The sequence below is a fragment of the Bradyrhizobium tropiciagri genome, from assembly GCF_018130545.1.
Taxonomy (GTDB): domain Bacteria; phylum Pseudomonadota; class Alphaproteobacteria; order Rhizobiales; family Xanthobacteraceae; genus Bradyrhizobium; species Bradyrhizobium tropiciagri_A.
On the sequence record NZ_JAFCKF010000009.1, the window covers coordinates 334913 to 355217 of the forward strand.

Consider the following 20305-nt stretch of genomic DNA (forward strand, 5'->3'; position numbering starts at 1 on the left):
TGAGGGCGGATCATGTTTGATCTCGACGAGCTCGAGCGCGCGCACAGGATCGTCGGCACCGCGGTGCCAGCGACGCCGGCGTATGCCTGGCCGTTGCTGGCCGAGCGGCTCGGCACCGAGGTCGTGGTCAAGCATGAGAACCATACGCCGACCGGCGCCTTCAAGGTGCGCGGCGGCCTGGTCTATCTCGAGCGGCTGAAGCGGGAGCGGCCCGACGTGCCCGGCATCATCTCGGCGACGCGCGGCAATCACGGCCAGAGCCTGGCATTTGCCGCGGGCCGTCACGGCGTGCCGGCGACCATCTACGTGCCGCGTGGCAATTCGGTCGAGAAGAACCGCGCCATGCACGCGTTCGGCGCCGAGCTGGTCGAGCATGGCGAGGACTTCCAGGCCGCACGCGAAGAAGCCGAGCGCCGTGCCCAGTTCGCCGGCCTGCACATGGTGCCGTCGTTCCACACCGACCTGGTGCTGGGCGTTGCGACCTATGCGCTCGAACTGTTTCGGTCAGCGCCCGATCTCGACATTCTCTATGTACCGATCGGGCAGGGCTCCGGCATCTCCGGCTGCATCATGGCCCGCGACCTGCTCGGGCTGAAGACCGAGATCGTCGGCGTGCAGTCGACCGAGGCGCCGTCCTACGCGCTGTCGTTTGCGGCCGGAAAGATCGTGACCACCGAGACCAGCAACACGCTGGCCGACGGCATGGCGACGCGGATTCCGGACGCGGATGCGTTCGCTCTGATTCAGAAGGGCGCCTCGCGCATCGTGCAGGTTACCGATGACGAGGTCGGACAGGCGATCCGCGCCTACTGGACCGACACCCACAATCTCGCCGAGGGCGCAGGCGCTGCGGCGCTTGCGGCCGCGCTGCAGGAAAAGGCCAAGCTCGCCGGCAAGCGGGTCGGCCTGATCCTGAGCGGCGGCAATATCGATTTCGATCTGTTCCGGACCTGGATCGGGACGGATGCTGCGCCGGCCGCCCGACGGGCGGTGGCGTGAAAAGAATGTAAGGGGACGACCATGAACCAGCCCGCATCCGCCTATTTCCTCGAAGAGCGTCACGATCCGAACGAGACGCACACGCTGTCCGTCCTGGTGCAGAACGAGCCCGGCGTGCTTGCGCGCGTGATCGGGCTGTTCTCCGGCCGCGGCTACAACATCGAAAGTCTCACCGTCTCGGAGACCGAGAGCCAGAAACATCTCTCGCGGATCACCATCGTCACCACGGGCACGCCGATGGTGATCCAGCAGATCAAGCATCAGCTCGACCGCATGATCCCGGTCTACCGCGTCGTCGACATGACGCTGACCGGCAGCTCGATCGAGCGCGAGCTTGCGATGGTCAAGGTCAAGGGTGGTGGCGATCACCGCGTCGAGGCGCTGCGGCTGGCGGATGCGTTCCGTGCCCGGGTGATCGATGCCACGACCGAGAGCTTTGTCTTCGAGATCACGGGCAATTCGTCCAAGATCAGTCAATTCATCGACCTGATGCGCCCGCTGGGCCTGGTCGAGGTGTCACGAACCGGGGTGGCCGCGATCACGCGTGGGCCGGAAGGGATGTGAGTCATGTTGGCGCGCGACTGGTACTACACGCAACGGCGGCAGGTCGGTCTCGATACCGCAGTTGCCTCGATCTATGACGTCAGCGAGGACAGCGATGTCCGTGCCCGCCAGGCGCTGACCATGCTCGGCGTCAAGCCGGGCTGGCGGATCGCCGATATCGGCTGCGGCAACGGCGTGTTGGCGACCGAGGCGGCGCTGATGGGTGCCGAAGTCGACGCCATCGATATCTCGCCGGCGATGATCGGGCTCGCCGAAATCTATGCGCGCGACCGCAAGGCCAAGATCCGGACCCAGCCCGCCGGGCTGTTGTCCTTTGCCTATCAGCCGAACTCCTACGATCTGATCGTCAGCGAGTTCACGCTGCATCATCTGCCCGACTTCTGGAAGGCCGTGGCGCTGTCGCGGATCTTCAACGCGCTGAAGCCCGGCGCGAACTTCTATCTGCGCGACATGGTGTTCGTCAGCATGCCCGACGGCGTCGATCGCGATGTCGAGGGCTGGGCCGATTTCTCGATCAAGAATCACGATTTCGAGCGCGAGAGCGTGATGACGCATATGCGCGACGAATACTCGACCTTCGGCTGGGTGATGGAGCGCATGCTGACCGAGACCGGCTTCACGCTGGTCGCCGCCGATTATCACGCGCCGCTGCACGGCACCTATCTGCTGCGCAAGCCGAAGCCGGACGAGCAAATCTAGATCCCGACCGAAACGGAAGCAAAAGAAGAACAACAATGAAGCCGGCCGATGTTGGCATCGCCGTCATGGTCGCGGTGATCTGGGGGCTTGCGTTCGTCGCAAGCCGGATCGCGCTCAATGAGTTCTCGCCGGAACTCATGACGACGCTGCGCTTTGGCATCGCCGCGCTGCCGTGCCTGTTCCTGCGCAAGCCTGACGTTTCGTGGCCGCTGCTGATCGGGATCAGCTCCACGCTGTTCCTCGGCCAGTTTCTCGCGCAGGCTTTTGCGATCGCGCACGGCGTCCCGGTCGGGCTTTCGAGCGTGATCGTGCAGAGCCAGGCGCTGTTCACCATCGGCTTCGCCGCGATCGTCTTCGGCGAGATCCCGACACGGACCCAAGCGATCGGGATCGCGATCTCAGCACTCGGACTGCTGATGATCTGCGGCACGGTCGGCTACGACTTCAGCGTCGCGGCGTTTGCGATCATCATGATCTGTCCGATCAGCTTTGCGATCGGCAATCTCTTGCTGCGGCAGGCGCAGGGCGCGCCGATGTTCGACCTGTTCGCCTGGCTCTGCCTGTCCGCCGCGGTGCCGCTCGCGGTGCTGACCCTGATCGGCAACGGGCCGCAGCCGACCTGGCAGGCGCTGAGCCACATGTCGCTGACGGGGCTCGTCTGCGTGCTCTGTCTCGGCGGCATATCGACCAGCATCGCCTATTGGCTGTGGGGCCGGCTACTGCGGGATTATCCGGCGGCACAGGTAGTGCCGTTCGCGCTATTGGTGCCGTTCGTCGGCTCCGCCGCGTCCAGCATCGTGTTCGGTGAGACCTTCGGGCCGCTGCGGCTGGCCGGCATGGTCACGGTGATTGCCGGCATTGCCGTCATGCTGCTGTCGAAGCGGCCCAAAGCGCTGCCGAAAGTCGCGTGAGGGCATCATGTCGAATTCGCTGCTGTTCGCCTTTGTCGTGTTCGCCGTCGTGATGTTCTTCACGCCGGGCCCCAACAACATCATGCTGCTGTCGTCGGGGCTGACCTACGGCTTCCGTCGCACGGTGCCGCACATCGTCGGAATCACGGTGGGCTTCGCCTTCATGGTCGGCGCGGTCGGTGTTGGGCTCGGGGCCGTCTTCATCGCCTATCCGGTGCTGCAGACGATCCTCAAATATGGCGGCGTCGCCTACCTGGTCTATCTCGCCGCCGTCATCGCCATGGCCGAGCCGCCCTCGGCGGACAGCGATGACAAGTCCGGCCGCGGCCCGATGACCTTCTGGGGCGCAGCCATGTTCCAGTGGATCAATGCCAAGGGCTGGGTGATGGTGATCGGCACCATCACCGCCTATGCGGCGATTGCCGCCTTCCCCTGGAACATCGCGATCCAGGTCGGCCTGAGCCTGATCCTGGGGACGGGCTCCTGCATCGCCTGGGCCCTGTTCGGCACCGCCCTGCGGCCGGTCCTGACCTCGCCCCGGGTGATCCGTGCCTTCAACGTAGTCATGGCCATGCTGCTCTTGGCCTCGCTCTACCCGGTCTTCATGGACGCATGATGCCGCACCGCGCCATGCGAGATGAGGGTTTCCCCTGAGGGGAAAAATGCTCTAGACAACGCCGGAAATTCGCGGGCGTCCGGCGGTTCTGACCTTCCGAAAGCCTGATTCATCGGCCGATTTTGGCCCCCTTCAAACGAGGAAACCACGATGCGAGTTTACTACGATCGCGATGCCGACCTGAACCTGATCAAGGGCAAAAAGGTCGCCATCGTCGGCTACGGCAGCCAGGGCCACGCCCACGCGCTCAACCTGAAGGATTCGGGCGTCAAGGAAGTGGCGATCGCGCTGCGCAAGGGTTCGGCCTCGGCCAAGAAGGCCGAGAACGCCGGCTTCAAGGTGATGGAAGTTGCCGAAGCCGCCAAGTGGGCCGACCTCGTCATGATGCTGACCCCGGACGAACTGCAGGGCGACATCTATCGCGAGCACCTGCACGACAACATGAAGAAGGGCGCGGCGCTCGTGTTCGCCCACGGCCTCAACGTGCACTTCAACCTGCTCGATCCGCGCGCCGACCTGGACGTGCTGATGATCGCGCCGAAGGGCCCCGGCCACACCGTGCGCTCCGAATATCAGCGCGGCGGCGGCGTGCCCTGCCTGATCGCGATCGCCAAGGATTCGTCGGGCAACGCCCATGACCTCGGCCTCAGCTACGCTTCGGCGATCGGCGGCGGCCGCGCCGGCATCATCGAGACCACCTTCAAGGAAGAGTGCGAGACCGACCTGTTCGGCGAGCAGGTGGTGCTCTGCGGCGGCCTGGTCGAGCTGATCAAGGGCGGCTACGAGACCCTGGTCGAGGCCGGCTACGCGCCCGAGATGGCCTATTTCGAGTGTCTGCACGAAGTGAAGCTGATCGTCGACCTGATCTATGAAGGCGGCATCGCCAACATGAACTACTCGATCTCCAACACCGCCGAATACGGCGAGTACGTCACCGGTCCGCGCATCGTCACGGCCGAGACCAAGGCGGAGATGAAGCGCGTGCTGGCCGACATCCAGGGCGGCAAGTTCGCCCGCGACTGGATGCTGGAGAACAAGGTCAACCAGACCTCGTTCAAGGCGACCCGCGCCAAGCTCGCCCAGCACCCGATCGAGGAAGTCGGCGCCAAGCTGCGCGACATGATGCCCTGGATCAAGAAGGGCGCGCTGGTCGACAAGAGCAAGAACTAAGGCTGACGCGTAGGGTGGGCAAAGCGCAAGCGTGCCCACCTTCGCGAGCAGGCGTTTGATGGTGGGCACGGCGCAAGAGCGCCTTTGCCCACCCTACGCACCTACACATCGAATCAAAAAGGGTGGGCGCGTTGCCCACCCTTTTTCTTTGTCACGCAAGGCAGCGGCCGCTAACCGGCCGCCATCGGCTGCTTCTCGATCCGGTTGTGCAACTGCCAGAACCGCACAGTGCGCTGCGCGGTCTCCAGTGACAGCCGCCGGTAATCGCGTTGCGCGATCTCCAGCGTCGCATGATCGATGGCATGCGGCAGCGGCCGCTTGCGCAGGATGGTTTCGACCGTCGGCCAGTTGAGCCGCGCCGAGCGGCACGGGATCAGCAGCAGGTCGGAGCGCAGCCCGAGCATCAGGCGTTCGATCATCGCGATCGGCATGTCGTTGAGCACTGCGAGCGCGACCGTGACCTCGTCGAACTTGCCTTGCTCGGCGAATTTGTAGACCGCCGCATCGTCGAGCTCGTTGAGCTGCTTCATCAGCTTGACCAGCTCTTCGGCGATGCCGTAGTTGCGGCGCGGGGCGGCGGCCTCTTCCTGCGCGATGTCGTTCAGCACCTGGCCGATCTCCTCGCGCGCCCGGGGCGATGCGATCGCGAGCAGGCGGGCGCGCACGGTATCCTTGGCGCGCTGCAGGAGGTCGCGCAGCAGCTTGGCCGGAATGTCGATGCGCAGCCCGAGGATCTCGACCAGTTCGTCGTCGCCTTCGGCGCGCGCGACGATGCTGGAATAGCCGTTGTCGGAGAACTGCGCGCCGGCATTCTTGGCGAGGCGTCGGATCACCTTGTCTTCGCCGCGATCGATGATCACGTCGGTGACCGAAGCGGGCAGGTTTTCCCGCGCCGAGATTGCGAACAGATGGTCCTGGCCCTTGCTGCTGGCGATCTCGCGCAGTGCGGCGTTTGAGAGGCGGCTGGAGTGGGTCAGGACCTCGCCCGCGACGCCGATGTCGTCGTCCCAGGCCAAGTGCTGAATCACCTCAAACGGCGCATAGTCGAGCGGCGCGAGCCGCTTGCTAAGCTCGACCCGCGCACGCGTCTCGACGCGCGCGACGAGCAGGCAGAGCACGTCGTCGAACACCTTGACCTGTTCGTCGTTGAGGCGGTCGCCATCGTTCAGGAACAGGTCGGTGACCTGCCGCAGCGTCTGCACGCGCTTGGCCGACGTTCCGTCCCGGACCGCATCCTCGAGTTCGGCAATAATCGATTGTGACGCCTGTTGCGCCATCGACGGGCAACCTTGTTTTGTTTGATAACAACAGCCTGCAAGATATCGATAGTGACCTTACACCTGCGTTAAGGTGGAACCCGGTGCAAATACGGGTCCATCGTCATCCTTAACGGGCCGCGACCGGATCCGATTCAATTCGCGCTTTCGATGCAGCCGCCAAGGTACGCGCGTCTTAAGGGATTGTTTAGCACGATGCGCGCCGCGCGACGGCGAAGATGTCGATCGGCGCGGCGCGACCGCGCAATTGCGTCGCGCCGAGCGGCTCGATGGCAAAGTCCGGCTCCGACGGCAGCAGGCGAAGCAGCTCGCGCGATATCAGCAACGGCCGGCCAGCCTCCTTGCAATGCGCCTGCAGCCGCGCCGTGACGTTCACGGTGTCGCCGAAATAGGCGATCTGTCGTCGCGAGTCCCCGCATTCGGCAACCACCACCGGACCGGCATGCATTCCTGCCCGGAAGGCAGGCGCCACGCCGAACTCCTTGCGATAATAGTCGGCCCGCTTGGCGAGGCGATCCTCGATCGCGAATACGCAGTCGAGGTAGCGTCGTGTCGGTTCGCCCGTGCCGGCCGGCCAGGTCACGATCACCTCGTCGCCGACATAGGCGTGAACCTCGCCGCCATGCGCCACGATCGGCGCGTCGATGTCGGAGAAGAACCGCGTCAACAGCTCCTGCACGCGCAGCTCGCCCATCGCTTCCGCCAACGTCGTCGAGCCGACCAGGTCGAGAAACAGCAGCACGCGCTGCTCGCGCACCGGCTGGCGATAGCGTCCGAGCACGACATTGAGCAGCGTTCGCCCGCCGATCATTCGGACCAGCTCGTAGATTGCCGTGACCGGGATGGAGAGCAGCAGGCCGACGCCGATAATCTTCAGGAAGGTGTCGCGAACCCATTTCGTCTCGAGCCCGTGCCGGTACAGCACGACTTCCAGCACCACGGCGGCGATGGCGACGACGAGGGCCATGATCACGGAGCGCACGACCAGCTCGGCCATCAGTGGCAGACGCCGCAGCCAGCCGCCGTGCGCGGTCAGATAGAGATGCGTCGTCCAGACAATCAGCGCGATGGCCGCGCCGTCGACTGCGCTGAGCACATAGTGCTCAACCGACGCCTCGCTGCTGTCGTCAACGGCATAGTGAAACAGCCCGCCGACGAGCAGGCCGAATATCGCCAGGACAATCACAGGCGTCAGGGTGCGCCGCATAGGCTCCTCCACCTGCATCAAATATCCTGCGCAGATCGGGAAGGCCAGCCGCCGTCCGACAGGGTATGAACGGGATGTGCTGCGGCCGCACTAATGTATGGTCCGACTGCACGATCGATCGGAAAGGGATGGCGGCATGACATCGGTTCTTACGACAGGCGTGTGGAGGCTCGGGCCTCTGGTTGCGGCCGTTTTCATCGCCGCCGCATCGATCGCGCATGCCGGCGATCAAGGTGATCCGGAGCAATCCTGCGACGGCAGCACCTACCAGATGGTCGAGTGCCTCAAGGCCAAGACCGCGCAGTGGGACAAGCGGATGAACGTCGCCTATCAGCAAGCGCTGAAGGATGCCGCCGGCGACAAGCAGCGCGAGCAACTCCGCACCGCGCAGCGGTTATGGATTCAGTACCGCGACGCCAACTGCCTGTATTACGACCTCGGCGAGGGCACCATCGCCCGGCTCGATGCCGGCGAATGCATGCGCAGCATGACGGAAGCTCGCGCCAAGGAACTGGGGAATCTCGGCCATCAGTGAGCCATGTTCCGGAGTCAGGACCGAGGTCATGACTGACGGAAAGAGCCAGCACGAATTGACCCAACTTGCCGAGGAGGCGCTGCGCGCCCAGCCCGGCTGCGAGACCGCGCGCGTGCCCGCGGTCGCCGCGCTGCCAGATGCGCAGATCGGCCGCAACTGGGAGATTCCGAATGTCGTGCTCGGCGACAGCCTGATCAGCGACGTCGATCGCGCGGTGCTGTCGGTGCATCGCCGGCTCGGCCGCAAGTTTCATTTGGTCTAGCGGCGCGCCGTCGATCTAGAGCCTTTCCCGTTCCGATGGAATCGGAACGGGGCTCCAGACTTTTGTTTTGACGCGTTTTCTTCACGCGAACCGGTATCCACTTCGCTCGAAAACGCTCTAGCCCGCCTGCACCGGCTGCGGCGCGGGCCGTGCGCTCATGCTGATCATCCTGAGCGCGAACACGGCGGCGAGCGGCAGCAGGAACAGCGCATAAAGCGGCATCTCGGGAATCCGCTTGCCGAACGAGACCATGAACTGCGCCAGCAGATAATAGCCGCCGACGAGATGCAGCCTGCGCCAGGCGTGCGGGCCGAGCAGCGCCGCGCTGGGCCGGAACGAGGTCGCGGTCATCGCGATGATGACGAGATAGCCGATGCCACCGAAGACGTAGGACACGACCGAGGTCGCGGCCGCGAAGCCGGCTGGATCGAGGGTCGCAAACGCGGCGATTGTGATCGCATGGATGCCATGCGAGGCGGCGAACGTCAGGCCGAGATAGCGGCGGTTGCGGCGCTGCCACCGCGTCCAGGGGTTCGGCACGAGCCGCACCAGCGCCGCCGCCGAGAAGGCGAGGCAGAACAACAGCAGCGAGGTACGTGCCGTGAAGCGGATCACCATCCGCACGCCCTCGACCTCGAAATGCTGCATCCCCGCGATCCAGAGCGAAAGCCCGATCAGCGTCAGCGTGAGCAGGGCGAACAGCCGCCAGCCTTCGAACCAGGTATGACGCATCCACATATCCAGCCTCCCTCGAAATGTAATCACCAGTTACATGTCGATCGCCGGTGCGGCAATCCGTGTAATCGGCGCTTACATTCACAAGGGGGTGATGCTAGAGGATGCTCGATGCGCCGCCCCGCCAAACCGCCCTCCGTCCGTCCGGCCAAGCCACGCCGCGCCGCGGCGCGCGCGCCGGCGGCCAGGCCCTATCATCACGGCGACCTCCGCCGGGTCCTGATCGATGCGGCGATGCAGCTGGTCGGCGAGGGCGGGCCCGAGGCGGTCAGCGTGCGCGAGGCCGCCCGACGTGCCGGGGTCTCGCCCGGCGCGCCGTTCCGGCATTTCCCGAGCCGGGATGCCCTGATGAACGCGGTGGCCGAGGAGGCGCAGCGCCGCTTCCGCGCCGAGATCGAGACCGCGCTGGTCGATGCGCCGGCCGGCGATCCGCTCGGCCGTTTCCGCTGCCTCGGGATCGCCTATCTGCGCTGGACGATGCAGAACCCGACTCATTTTGAGATCATCTCCAGCCGCCGCTTCTTCGACCACGACCGCTCAGCCGGCGTCTCCAGCGACAATGCCGAGTTGATCGGCTTGACCGAGCGCACGCTGGCCGAGGCATTTTCAGCCGGTCAGCTCGTGGCACGCGACCTGAAGCAGGTCCAGATCGCCGGCCGCGCGCTGGTCTACGGCTTTGCGCGGATGCACATCGATGGGCATTTGCCGCGTTGGGGCGTCGGCGAAGCGGAGGTCGAGCGGATGGCCGCTGACATCGTCGACCTCTTCATCGCAGGCATTGCAAGGCCCGCGACGCCTGCGGCCAAGGTCTAGCGGCGCACGGCTCGTCGCGGCATGTCAGCGCGGGCAAATTCATTGCACGTTCATGACGATTCAATTACGGTTTTATGACATGGTGCAGACACCGGCTGTGCCGTGTGCCTCCTGGCCGTTGCCAGTCCAGGCCGTGGCATTGCGCCGGGTAGTATTGCGTCCCGCCCATGGCGCCCGCGCCTCAGCAAAACTCCTCGGTTGCCGCGCTCGCCGGCGGTCTCGCCGCGATCGGCATCTGGCGGCTGATGGCGGTCGCCGCACCGCATTTCGGCGCGCTGATCCTGATGCTGCGGACCGAGACCGATTTCGGCTCGCGACTCTGCTTCCTGCTGACCTGGGGAATCCTGAACTTCCTGTTCATCGCGCTGCTGCGCCGGCCGGCGTTGTCGGGTGCGCTGTCGCTGACGCTGGTCGTGGTGCTGGTACTGCTCTCGCGCTTCAAGCACGACGTGGTGCAGATGACCGCGAACTTCGTCGACCTGATGGTGATCGATCGCGACACCGCGGCGTTCCTGCTCACGATCTTTCCGAGCCTGCGCTGGTCGATCATCGGCGCCGGCCTCGTCACGCTGCCTCTGATGTACGCGCTGTGGTGGCTCGATCCGTTCCGCATCCGCCGCCTGCCGGCCGCGGCCGCCTGCCTTGCCTGCACCGCCGCACTCTCGGGCTATGCCTTCGCCTGGCCGGATGAAGCCTGGCGCGGCTATTACGACGACGGCTATCTGTCTAAATTCGCGCGCTCCGGCGTGACCGCGGTGTCCGACTTCGTCGCCTATGGCTTCATGGAGTCGGATCCGAGCGTGAGCGACCAGCTCAAGATACCGCTGGTCGATGCCTGCCATCCCGCCGGGCGGCGGCCGAACATCATCATGATCCATGATGAATCGAGCTTCGACATCCGTGCCGCATCCGGCGTCAAGGTTCCGCCGGGCTATGGCAGCCAGTTCAAATCCTATGATGGGATCGAGCGCAAATTCCTGGCCGAGAGCAATGGCGGGCCGAGCTGGTTCACCGAATACAACGTGCTGGCGGGATTGTCCTCGCGCTCGTTCGGCCGGTTCTCGTATTTCGTCACCCGCATCGCATCGGGCCGGGTCGAACGCGGCCTGCCGCTGGCGCTGCGCCGCTGCGGCTACGACACGCTGTCGCTCTATCCGGCGTTCGGCGCCTTCATGAGCGCGCGCAATTTCCAGACGACCACCGGCATCCAGCACTTCTACGACGCGCATGATCTGCATGCCAAGGACGTCGAGCCCGACAGCTTCTTCTACGACAAAGCGCTGAACCTGATGGCCGAGCAGAAGGCGTCCGGCACGCCGCTGTTCACCTTCGTCTATCTCGCCGCCAACCATTTCCCGTGGGAGACCAAGTTCCGGCCAGACCTGCTGCCGTCATGGAAGCGGCCGGGCAACACGCCGTCGGTCGACGAATATCTGCGCCGGCAGACAATGAGCGCCAACGACTATGCCGGCTTCGTCGCGGCGCTGAAGAAGAAGTTTCCGGCGCAGCCGTTCCTGATCGTACGCTACGGCGATCATCAGCCGGAGTTCTCGCCGCAGCTGCTCGATCCCGAGCTCGATGAGGCCGGCATCGGCAAGAAGCTGATGGACTACGATCCGCGCTACTACGCAACTTATTACGCGATCGATGCCATCAACTTCGAACCGGTGAAGAGCCCGGCGGTGATGGACACGATCGACGCCGCTTATCTTCCGCTGGTGATCCAGGAAGCCGCCGGCATTCCGCTCGACCCGTCATTCGAGGAGCAGAAGGCGATCATGCTTCGCTGCAACGGCGCGTTCTATTCCTGCAAGGAAGGCGCGGAAGCGCGCCGCTTCAACCGCCTGTTGATCGACGCCGGGATGATCAAGGGACTTTAGACTAACGTCGTTAGACGAAGGTCGTCGCGCGAAACCGCGAGCATTACTCATTTGTAATTGCCTCGCCGAGATTTCGTCACGATTAGCTCGATGATCGGTCGCGTCGCTGCCACGATGTTCATCAGCGCGCAGCGTCAACTCAACCAATCCCGCCCTTCTTGCAGGAGTGTTTGCCCATGCGAGCGCTCGATGTTGCGCGCCTTGTCGCCACCTTCGGACTTGCTGTTCCCCTCGCCATTTCCTCGGTCCATGCCGCAGAGCCGCCCCACGATATCAAGGGGCTCTACATGATGACGGACTATCCGGCCGTCACCGTCAGGCCCGGCACCACCTCCAACATCTCGCTGCGCTTGCAGAACTACGATCTCGGTCCGCAGCGCTACAAGCTTTCGGTCGAGGGCGTGCCGAGCGGCTGGACCGCGACCTTGCTCGGCGGCGGTCAGCCGGTTGCAGCCGCGATGCCCGCGCCCGATTCCAGCGTGCCGCTGCAACTCCGGCTCGACGTGCCCGCGAACGCGTCGCTCGCCGAGCAGACCTTGACGGTGAAAGCCGAAGGGCAGGGCAGTGAGGCAACGTTGCCGATCGTTGTCGCGCTCGCCAAGGAATTGCCGGCAAAGCTGACGGTGTCGTCGAAGCTTCCCGAATTGCGCGGCAGCCCGAAATCGAACTTCGAATATACCCTCACCATCAAGAACGACAGCGGCCGCAATCTGGTGGCAAGCTTTGCGGCGGCGGCTCCGCAGAACTTCGAGACCTCGTTCACCGAGGCGTATGGCACGCAGGAATTGTCGTCGATCCCGATCGATGCCGGGCAGTCCAAGGACATCAAGCTCAAGGTGCGGCCGCCGAGCGCGATCGATGCCGGGCATTTCCCGGTCAAGGTCACGGTCAATGCCGAGGATGCGTCGGCGCAGACCGAGGTGGCGCTCGATGTTGCCGGCCAGCCGCAGCTTCAGCTCTCCGGTCGCGACGGGCTGCTGAGCGCGCGTGCCGTCGCCGCCCAGCAGAGCACGATCCCGGTCGTCGTCACCAACAGCGGCACCGCGCCGGCCGACAACATCGAGCTTGCCGCGACCGCCCCGAGCGGCTGGAAGGTCACGTTCCAGCCTGCCAAGATCGAGCGCCTGGTGCCCGGCAAGGACACCGAGGTGCAGGCATTGGTGACGCCGAGCGACAAGTCGCTCGCCGGCGACTATCAGCTCGCGATGCGTGCGACTTCGCGTGGCGAGACGGCGTCGAGCCAGTTCCGCGTCACCGTGAGCACGTCCACCGTCTGGGGCATGGCCGGCGCCGGCGTGATCGGCGTCGCGCTGTTGCTCATGTTGGGTGCGGTTGCGAGGTTTGGACGGCGATGAGCGAGCAGCAGAACAATAGCGCTGCCACGCGGCCGGCGGCCGTCATCGCAGCGCGCGATCTCACCAAGCGCTACGGCAAGACCAGTGTCGTCGACGCCATCAACTTCGATATCGCCAAGGGCGAGGTGTTCGGGCTGCTCGGCCCGAACGGTGCCGGCAAGACCACGACCATCCTGATGATGCTCGGCCTCACCGAGATTTCGGCGGGCCGGGTCAGCGTGCTCGGCTTCGATCCGGCGCGGCAGCCATTGCAGGTCAAGCGGCGGGTCGGCTATCTGCCCGATGCCGTCGGCTTCTACGACCATCTGACCGCGGTCGAGAACCTCGCCTACGCCGCCAAGCTGATGGGGCTCGCGATGGCCGAGCGCTCGCGGCGGATCGCGGCGGCACTCACCCGCGTGCGTCTGCTCGACGTCGCGGAGAAGCGGGTTGCGACCTTCTCGCGCGGCATGCGGCAGCGGCTCGGGCTTGCCGAGATCATCGTCAAGCGTGCCGAGATCGCGATCCTCGACGAGCCGACCTCGGGTCTCGATCCGCAGGCGACGATCGAATTCCTCGACCTGATCAGGGAACTGAAAGCCGAGGGCGTCACCGTGCTGCTGTCGTCGCACATGCTCGATCAGGTGCAGCGGGTCTGCGATCGCGTCGCGCTGTTTCGCGCCGGGAAGATCGCGATGATGGGCTCGGTGGCCGAGCTCTCGGTCCAGGTGCTGGGCGCGGGCTTCGTCGTCGAGGTCGAGGCCGACGGTGCCGGGATTGCGCGGCGGCTGGCGGCGATCCCGGGCGTTGGCAATGTCGAGACGCTGGCCGACGACCGCTTCCGCATGACCGCCGATCGCGACGTCCGGGCCGATGCCGCGCGCGCGGTGGTCGCGGCCAACGGCGCGCTGCGGCGGCTCTCGGTCGACGAGCCGAGCCTCGAGGCGATCTACGCCCATTACTTCCAGGCCACCCCATCAGGAGGCGTGCGCGATGCGGCGTGAAGGTTCAGCATTCCAGGGGGTCGGGGCGGTCTTCGTCAAGGAGCTGTCGGACAACATTTCGAGCGTCCGCATGCTGATGCTCGAGCTTCTGATCGTGCTGACCGCGATGGCGGCGCTCTACGAGGCGATCACCGCGCTGCGCCAGAACACCGCGGAGGATCCATTCCTGCTGCTGCGGCTGTTCACGGTGAGCCAGGCGCCGCTGCCGTCGTTTGTCGCCGTCCTCGGGTTCCTGATCCCGCTGATGGCGATCGGGCTCGGCTTCGATCTGATCAACAGCGAACACAACCGACGCACGCTGTCGCGGATCCTGGCGCAGCCGATCTACCGCGATGCGCTGCTGCTCGGCAAATATCTCGCCGGGCTCGCGACGATCGCGATCAGCCTGACCGCGCTGTGGCTGCTGGTGATCGGGCTCGGCCTGATCTTCCTCGGCGTGCCGCCGGGCGGCGAGGAGATCGCCCGCTCGCTCGCCTTCCTGGTCATCGCGGTCTTCTATGCCGGGGTCTGGCTGTCGCTCGCGATGCTGCTCTCGATCGTGTTTCGCTCGCCGGCGACCGCGGCATTGGTCGCGCTCGGGGTCTGGCTGTTTCTGACGGTGCTGTGGCCGATGCTGGCGCCGGCGATCGCGCAAGCCATCGTGCCACCCGATCCGCGCTTTGCCGCGCTTGGGCTCGATACGCCGGGCACCGTGATCTGGACCCAGCTGTTGCAGCGCTTCTCGCCAAACGATCTGTTCGGCGAGGCGATGCTGGCGGTGTTGTCGCCGACCACGCGCACGCTCGGCCCGGTGTTTCTCGACCAGATCCGCGGCGCGGTGATGGGCGCCCCGCTGCCGTTCGGGCAGAGCGTGATGATCGCCTGGCCGCAGACGGTCGGGCTGATTGCCTGCACGATCGTGCTGTTCGTCGCGGGCTACGTCCTGTTCCAGCGCCAGGAGGTCAGGGCGTAAGTGAGACGGCCGCTCAGCGCGGCCCGATCTTCTCCCACAGCCAACGCGCGACGGCATCGGGCGACGACGATGCGTCATTGCCCGATGCGCGCAGATTCGCCTCGCGCATCGCTGCGATGTCGATCTTGCCGAGCAGCGGCCGCAGCGCCGTCTTGAAGGTCTCGTCGTCGCCCCGCTTCGGCGACAGCAGCACGATCGCGTCGTAGGGCGGGATGGCATGCCTGTTGTCCTCGAGCGCGACGAGGTCGTATTTCGCGATCAGCCCGTCGCTGGTGTAGCCCGCGATGACGTCGACCTCGCCAGAGGCGACCGCGGCATACATGAAATCCGGCTGCATCTGGCGCTGGGCGCGGAATGTCAGCCCGTAGGTCTTCTGGATGCCGGCCCATTCCGGCCGCGAGAAGAATTCATAGTCGCCGGCGATCGACATCGTCGCGGCGCGCGATGCCAGGTCGGCGATCGAATGGATGCCGAGTTCATCGGCGCGCTTCCTCGGCATCACCAGGGCATAGGCATTTTCGAAGCCGAGCTCGCCGAACAGCGAGATGTTCTGCTTGGCCAGCGTCGTTTTCAGCTCGTTCAGCAGCTCGGTACGCGGCCTGATGTCGGTGTGGTGGAACTGGTTGGCCCACAGCGTGCCGGAATAGTCGACATAGACGTCGATATCGCCCGATGCGAGCGCGTCGAAGATCACGTTGGAGCCGAGGCCGGCGCGGGTTGTGGCCGACAGATCGGCCGCTTGCAGCCGCTGCGCGATCAGGGCCGACAGCACATATTGCTCGGTGAAGGTCTTGGCACCGACGACGTAGCGCGCATGCGGACGTGCGAGCGCGGGCACCAGCGTCGCCGCGATCAGGGCGGCAATGCCGAGCCCGCCGAGCGCCGTCCGGATCCGACTGCGATTGCGCAGGCCGTTCTCGATCAACGCCAGCAACTGGTCGACGACAAGCGCGAGCGCGGCGGCGGCGAAGCAGCCGAACAGCACGAACACCCAGTTCTGGGTCTGCAGCCCCGCGAAGATATAGTTGCCGAGGCTGGTCTGGCCGATCGGCGTCGACAGTGTCGCTGTGCCGATCACCCACACTGCGGCGGTGCGGATTCCCGCCATCATCACCGGCAGCGCCAGCGGCAGCTCGACCATGGTGAGCGATTGCCGCGGCGTCATGCCGACGCCCTCGGCGGCCTCCAGTACCGCGGGATCGACGCCCGAAAGGCCGGTGATGGTGTTGCGCAGCACCGGCAGCATCGAATAGAGCGCGAGCGCCAGCACCGCCGGCAGGAAGCCGAAGGCGGAGAAGCTGAAGCCGAGCCATGCCGCGGTCACAGCCGCGAGCGCCAACAGCAGCGGATAGAACAATGCGAGCAGCGCGAGACCCGGTACGGTCTGCACGATGCTGGCGAGCCCGAGCAGGGCGGTGCGCAGCACCGGCCGGTTGCGCGCGACGATCGCGAGCGGCAGGCTGATCAGCAGCCCAAGCGCAAGCGCTGACACACTGACCCGCACGTGACTGCCGAGATAGTCAGGCAGATGGGAAAGCGCTTCGCTCCAGCGTGGATCGGCGGTCAGGTTCATGCCGTTCCGTCCCGCGGCAGCAATGCGCCAAGGCGCTCCGCCTGTCGTCGCGGTGTGCGCATGAGTTCGCCGACATAGGCGTCGGTGCTGGCCGAGAGGTCCGCCGGCGTACCCTGGGCCAGCAGCCGGCCGCCATGCATGACGGCGACGCGATCGGCCAGCAGCAACGCCTCGGTCATGTCGTGGGTGATCATGATTGTGGTCAGGCCAAGCTCGCGGTGCAGCGTTCGATAGTCGTCGCCGAGCGCGTCGCGGGTGAGTGGATCGAGCGCGCCGAACGGCTCGTCCATCAGCACGATGCGCGGCTTCGCAGCCAGCGCACGCGCGACGCCGACGCGTTGACGCTGGCCGCCGGAGAGCTCGTGGGGGAGACGGTCGCGATATTGCGCGCGGTCGAGCCGCACGAGATCGAGCAGTTCGTCGACGCGCGCCGCAATATCCGCTTGCGGCCAGCCGAGCAGCTTCGGCGTGATGCCGATATTGCCGGCGACGGTGAGATGCGGAAACAGCCCGCCGCTCTGGAAGACATAGCCGATGCGGCGGCGCAGCAGGATGGGGTCGATCCGGCTGACATCTTCGCCCTCGACGGAGATCCGGCCGCGGTCGGCTTCGATCAGGCGGTTGGCAAGCCTGAGCAGCGTCGTTTTGCCGGAGCCCGAGCCGCCGACAATTGCCAGGAATTCGCCCGCGGCCACGTCAAGCGAGACATCGTCGACCGCCACCACGCGACCATTGTTAAAGCTCTTGCCGACATGCGCGTAGGCAATCAGCGGCGTTGCAGGCATTCCAGGGCGACCTCAGTCTCACTATCGTGAACGACAGTGATAGCCCATAAATTGGACTTTGACTCGAGGTGCACGCGCCTGCATCACGTGGTTTCGCAGGCTGTTCCAATCGGACCCTTGAAGTGGATCAGCCCCTTTCGGGGCTGTGAGCACACATCACACTTCGTTCTTGGGGACGTATTTACCCATGATGCACTTATAACTTTGCAGGTGCCATTCGTGATACGGCCCCTTGGCGAGCCAGTCTGCGATGCCGATTTGGGCATTCGTAGCGCAGGCGCCCATGGTGATGCCGGATTGGTCGCTGTTGGTGACGACCTTTTCCATGCAGAGCTGAGCATTGCAGAGGATGGCAACGAGCGTAACAAGCATGATGGTCTTTATCCGTAGAATTAACCCGGTCTGAGTCGAATCATGCACGGTTCATGCCACTATCAGTGGCCCGGGCATGTTCGCCCGCAACACCGGGAAAGTACCGCCGGAGCCATTCGTCGCGCCCGTCAGCGCGTAGCCGCACGTCGGCAGATACGCTATACTCGTTGCCCAACTACGGCGTGAGATCGGGGCTAACGAAGAAGGTTGCGCGGTCGGGGGCTGCATCGATGATGACGTTACCTGAGTTGGCGGCAGGTGCTTTGGAGAAGTTTTTCGCCACCCATGTCAGCCGCACCTTCGGGGCTTCGCAGGCGCGCTTCGGCGAACTGCTGCCGGCCGCCGCGCGGATCGCGCTGGAATGCATCGGCAACAGCGATGCGCTCTACCACAATGTCGAGCATACGATGCTGGTCACGCTCGCCGGGCACGACATCATCCGCGGTCGCGCGCTGCACACCCACGTCACCGCGGAGGATTACACCCACACCATCATCGCCTGCCTGACGCACGATATCGGCTATGTGCGCGGCCTGCTGAAAGGCGATGGACCGGATGGTTACGTCATTGATGCCGCCGGCAACAAGGTGGTGCTGCCGCGCGGCTCGTCGGATGCCGGCCTGATGCCGTACCATGTCGACCGCTCGAAGCTGTATGTGCTCGACAGGCTCGAGGCCGTGCTTCCGCTTGATCGCGAGCGCGTCGCGCGCAACATTGAGGGCACGCGGTTTCCGGCGCCCGAAGGCCAGCAATATGACGATGAGGCGGCGATCGTCCGGGCGGCCGATTTCATCGGGCAGCTCGGCGATCCCAACTACATCAGGAAGGCCAACGCGCTCTATCACGAGTTCGAGGAAGTCGGCATCAACCGCCAGCTTGGTTATGAATCGCCGGCCGATATCGTCGATCGCTATCCGCAATTCTACTGGAACATGGTTGCGCCGCACATCCAGGGCGCCATCAACTGTTTGAACATGACGGCAAGCGGCCGCCAGTGGATCGCCAACCTCTACAGCAACGTGTTCCGCGCCGAGCGCGAAGTGACCTTGTCCGGCCCGCAAATCTGACGCAAGGCGCCGACGCCGCGGCCTTTCAGCACGGGCTGTGCTGCATCCACCGCTCGGTTGCGGGCTCTCCACATTTAGGCCTGCTTCGGCGTTGCACAGTCCGTGGAAATCAGCGACCTTGGGCCATGGACTTCCCGATTGACCCCGTTTTCCGCCGCTTCAGCATGATCTCCCGTTTCGCTCAATTGATTGCGGCTGCCGTCGTCTGCTGGCCCGCGCTCGCGGGTGCCGCCGGTCCGGTCTATGATGTCGATCTGTACGCGCTGATGTCCGGCACCTGCCGCAACGTCACCGTTGCGGGCCGCAGCTATACCTGCAAGGCGGTCGCGTATTTCCACACCCTGCGCGGCCGTTCCGAATTCACCGTGGTGCTCGACGATCCTGCCGACAAGAGCCACATCGTCTCGTTCTCCGGCGAGAGCAGCGAGCGCACCCAGGACAATCTGTTCGAGCTCTCGGTCGACCGCATGTTGCTGAAGTCGAGTGACCGCCCGCGTGTCGACGGCCTGCCGGTGCCGCTGGTCGAGATGTCGACAGGCTCCTGCCGTCAGATCGGCAGCTTCATCACGCGGCAGGTGTCCAGCATCACCTGCGCTGCTACCGACCAGAACGGCAAGAAGTACGAGCTGAGCTTCGAGTCGGACGGAACGCCGATGACGTTGCGCCGGTTGCGGCAATCGGCGCTGCCGTCCGAACGGCTACGGGCGCGCCAGATCGCGCAGCTCGAATGCCGCCTCAAGGCGCGCGCCGCGCAGGTGCTGCCGCGGGACACGACCGCCTTCTTGATCCGTTGTCTCGGTGAAGGCGACGGCAAGCCAGCCGACGAACAGCGATAGCCGTGTGGCCCGCGTTCAGGCTCGAGGAGACCGCGATGCGCTTGACATTCTTCATCGTCGCCGCGATCGGTGTCGGCATTGCCGGGCCTGCTGCCGCGCAGATGTATGATCCGAACTATCCGGTGTGCCTGGAGGTCTATGGCGGCAGGCTGACGCCGGAATACATCGATTGCAGCTACACCTCGCTTCCGCAGTGCCAGGCAACGGCCTCGGGGCGCGCGGCGACATGCTCGGTCAATCCATTCTACAAAGGTCCGAAAAAGCCGCCCAGGGAGCGAGGGCAAAGACAACGTCAGCCCGCCAGCTAGCCCGTTCACGCAACGGCGCATCGCGTGCCTGTGATCGGCTGCATGGCGGTCCCGTCGGCCCTGCTGTTGACTAACTCCAGCAGTTGTGAGGAAACCTTGCAATGCCGAGGAGAGACCGATGCGCCTGAAGCTGCTCGCGATCGCTGCATTTGCGGTCACCCTGACCGGACCTGCCGCCGGGCAGGCGTATGACCCGAACTATCCGGTGTGCATGCAGGTCTTTCAAGGCCGGGCCGGAAACTACATCGATTGCAGCTTCACCTCGATCCCGCAGTGCCAGATGAGTGCGTCAGGCCGCTCCGCGATGTGCTCGGTGAATCCCTTTTTCGCGCCGCCGCTCCCTCCGAAGCGCCGGGTGCACCGCCATCGCGCTCACTGACGCGTGGCGGCCTGCGCCTCAAAATGG

At 65.0% G+C, this 20305-nt stretch carries 23 protein-coding genes; 17 read left to right on the top strand and 6 right to left on the bottom strand.

Going from position 1 to position 20305, the window contains the following annotated elements:
- Positions 1-12 precede the first annotated feature (12 nt).
- From JQ616_RS33455 to ilvC, 6 genes are all read left to right on the top strand, one after another.
- Positions 13-999, top strand: a complete 987-nt coding sequence (locus JQ616_RS33455) for a threonine dehydratase (RefSeq protein WP_212022235.1) — start codon at positions 13-15, stop codon at positions 997-999.
- Positions 1000-1020: 21 nt separating this feature from the next.
- Positions 1021-1563: an acetolactate synthase small subunit gene (ilvN, locus tag JQ616_RS33460; protein ID WP_212022244.1), complete on the top strand. Its 543-nt coding sequence runs from the start codon at positions 1021-1023 to the stop codon at positions 1561-1563.
- Between the two features lie 3 nt (positions 1564-1566).
- Positions 1567-2262, top strand: coding sequence for a class I SAM-dependent methyltransferase (locus JQ616_RS33465; RefSeq protein ID WP_050628421.1), 696 nt, complete (start codon positions 1567-1569; stop codon positions 2260-2262).
- A gap of 35 nt (positions 2263-2297) precedes the next feature.
- Positions 2298-3173, top strand: coding sequence for an EamA family transporter (locus tag JQ616_RS33470; RefSeq protein ID WP_212022246.1), 876 nt, complete (start codon positions 2298-2300; stop codon positions 3171-3173).
- A 7-nt stretch (positions 3174-3180) separates the two neighbouring features.
- Entirely contained in the window at positions 3181-3789 is a 609-nt protein-coding gene (locus tag JQ616_RS33475) for a LysE family translocator (protein ID WP_212022248.1), read from the top strand.
- A gap of 150 nt (positions 3790-3939) precedes the next feature.
- Entirely contained in the window at positions 3940-4959 is a 1020-nt protein-coding gene (gene ilvC, locus JQ616_RS33480) for a ketol-acid reductoisomerase (protein WP_028342350.1), read from the top strand.
- 170 nt (positions 4960-5129) lie between these two features.
- Here the strand turns inward: ilvC and JQ616_RS33485 are convergent, their stop codons facing one another.
- Positions 5130-6236, bottom strand: a complete 1107-nt coding sequence (locus JQ616_RS33485; RefSeq protein ID WP_212022250.1) for a DUF2336 domain-containing protein — start codon at positions 6234-6236, stop codon at positions 5130-5132.
- A gap of 187 nt (positions 6237-6423) precedes the next feature.
- Positions 6424-7443 (bottom strand): adenylate/guanylate cyclase domain-containing protein, encoded by a 1020-nt coding sequence (locus JQ616_RS33490; RefSeq protein ID WP_212022252.1) that lies wholly within the window; start codon positions 7441-7443, stop codon positions 6424-6426.
- Between the two features lie 136 nt (positions 7444-7579).
- Between JQ616_RS33490 and JQ616_RS33495 the strand changes: the two genes are divergently transcribed.
- Together JQ616_RS33495 and JQ616_RS33500 are read left to right on the top strand one after the other, a co-directional pair.
- Positions 7580-7978, top strand: a complete 399-nt coding sequence (locus tag JQ616_RS33495; RefSeq protein WP_249137578.1) for a lysozyme inhibitor LprI family protein — start codon at positions 7580-7582, stop codon at positions 7976-7978.
- A 28-nt stretch (positions 7979-8006) separates the two neighbouring features.
- Positions 8007-8240: a hypothetical protein gene (locus JQ616_RS33500; protein WP_212022254.1), complete on the top strand. Its 234-nt coding sequence runs from the start codon at positions 8007-8009 to the stop codon at positions 8238-8240.
- 117 nt (positions 8241-8357) lie between these two features.
- Here JQ616_RS33500 and JQ616_RS33505 read toward each other — a convergent pair whose 3' ends face one another.
- Positions 8358-8978, bottom strand: a complete 621-nt coding sequence (locus JQ616_RS33505) for a hypothetical protein (RefSeq protein WP_212022256.1) — start codon at positions 8976-8978, stop codon at positions 8358-8360.
- Positions 8979-9086: 108 nt separating this feature from the next.
- Here JQ616_RS33505 and JQ616_RS33510 point away from each other — a divergent pair, with 108 nt between their 5' ends.
- The 5 genes from JQ616_RS33510 to JQ616_RS33530 all read left to right on the top strand — a co-directional run bounded on the left by JQ616_RS33510 (position 9087) and on the right by JQ616_RS33530 (position 14958).
- On the top strand, positions 9087-9788 hold the full coding sequence (locus JQ616_RS33510) for a TetR/AcrR family transcriptional regulator (protein ID WP_212022258.1): 702 nt from the start codon (positions 9087-9089) through the stop codon (positions 9786-9788).
- Between the two features lie 167 nt (positions 9789-9955).
- Complete coding sequence (locus JQ616_RS33515) at positions 9956-11668, top strand: sulfatase-like hydrolase/transferase (RefSeq protein ID WP_212022260.1); 1713 nt, start codon at positions 9956-9958, stop codon at positions 11666-11668.
- 176 nt (positions 11669-11844) lie between these two features.
- Positions 11845-13023, top strand: coding sequence for a COG1470 family protein (locus JQ616_RS33520; protein ID WP_212022262.1), 1179 nt, complete (start codon positions 11845-11847; stop codon positions 13021-13023).
- Entirely contained in the window at positions 13020-14006 is a 987-nt protein-coding gene (locus JQ616_RS33525) for an ABC transporter ATP-binding protein (protein WP_212022264.1), read from the top strand. The genes JQ616_RS33520 and JQ616_RS33525 overlap by 4 nt, the downstream gene beginning before the upstream one ends.
- Entirely contained in the window at positions 13996-14958 is a 963-nt protein-coding gene (locus tag JQ616_RS33530) for an ABC transporter permease (RefSeq protein WP_212022266.1), read from the top strand. Before JQ616_RS33525 ends, JQ616_RS33530 begins: the two co-directional genes overlap by 11 nt.
- 13 nt (positions 14959-14971) lie before the next feature.
- On the opposite strand, the gene JQ616_RS33535 is transcribed toward JQ616_RS33530, so the two are convergent.
- From JQ616_RS33535 to JQ616_RS33545, 3 genes are all read right to left on the bottom strand, one after another.
- Positions 14972-16531 (bottom strand): ABC transporter permease/substrate-binding protein, encoded by a 1560-nt coding sequence (locus JQ616_RS33535; RefSeq protein ID WP_212022267.1) that lies wholly within the window; start codon positions 16529-16531, stop codon positions 14972-14974.
- Entirely contained in the window at positions 16528-17316 is a 789-nt protein-coding gene (locus tag JQ616_RS33540; protein WP_212022269.1) for an ATP-binding cassette domain-containing protein, read from the bottom strand. The genes JQ616_RS33535 and JQ616_RS33540 overlap by 4 nt, the downstream gene beginning before the upstream one ends.
- A 156-nt stretch (positions 17317-17472) precedes the next feature.
- A complete protein-coding gene (locus JQ616_RS33545) occupies positions 17473-17688 on the bottom strand; it encodes a hypothetical protein (protein ID WP_212022271.1) in 216 nt (71 codons plus the stop codon).
- A gap of 230 nt (positions 17689-17918) precedes the next feature.
- Here JQ616_RS33545 and JQ616_RS33550 point away from each other — a divergent pair, with 230 nt between their 5' ends.
- The 4 genes from JQ616_RS33550 (at position 17919) to JQ616_RS33565 (ending at position 20278) form a co-directional block, all read left to right on the top strand.
- A complete protein-coding gene (locus JQ616_RS33550; RefSeq protein WP_212022280.1) occupies positions 17919-18755 on the top strand; it encodes a metal-dependent phosphohydrolase in 837 nt (278 codons plus the stop codon).
- A gap of 125 nt (positions 18756-18880) precedes the next feature.
- Positions 18881-19591, top strand: coding sequence for a hypothetical protein (locus JQ616_RS33555; RefSeq protein ID WP_249137579.1), 711 nt, complete (start codon positions 18881-18883; stop codon positions 19589-19591).
- A gap of 35 nt (positions 19592-19626) precedes the next feature.
- Complete coding sequence (locus JQ616_RS33560) at positions 19627-19899, top strand: DUF3551 domain-containing protein (protein WP_212022282.1); 273 nt, start codon at positions 19627-19629, stop codon at positions 19897-19899.
- Positions 19900-20017: 118 nt separating this feature from the next.
- A complete protein-coding gene (locus JQ616_RS33565) occupies positions 20018-20278 on the top strand; it encodes a DUF3551 domain-containing protein (protein WP_212022284.1) in 261 nt (86 codons plus the stop codon).
- Positions 20279-20305 lie beyond the last annotated feature (27 nt).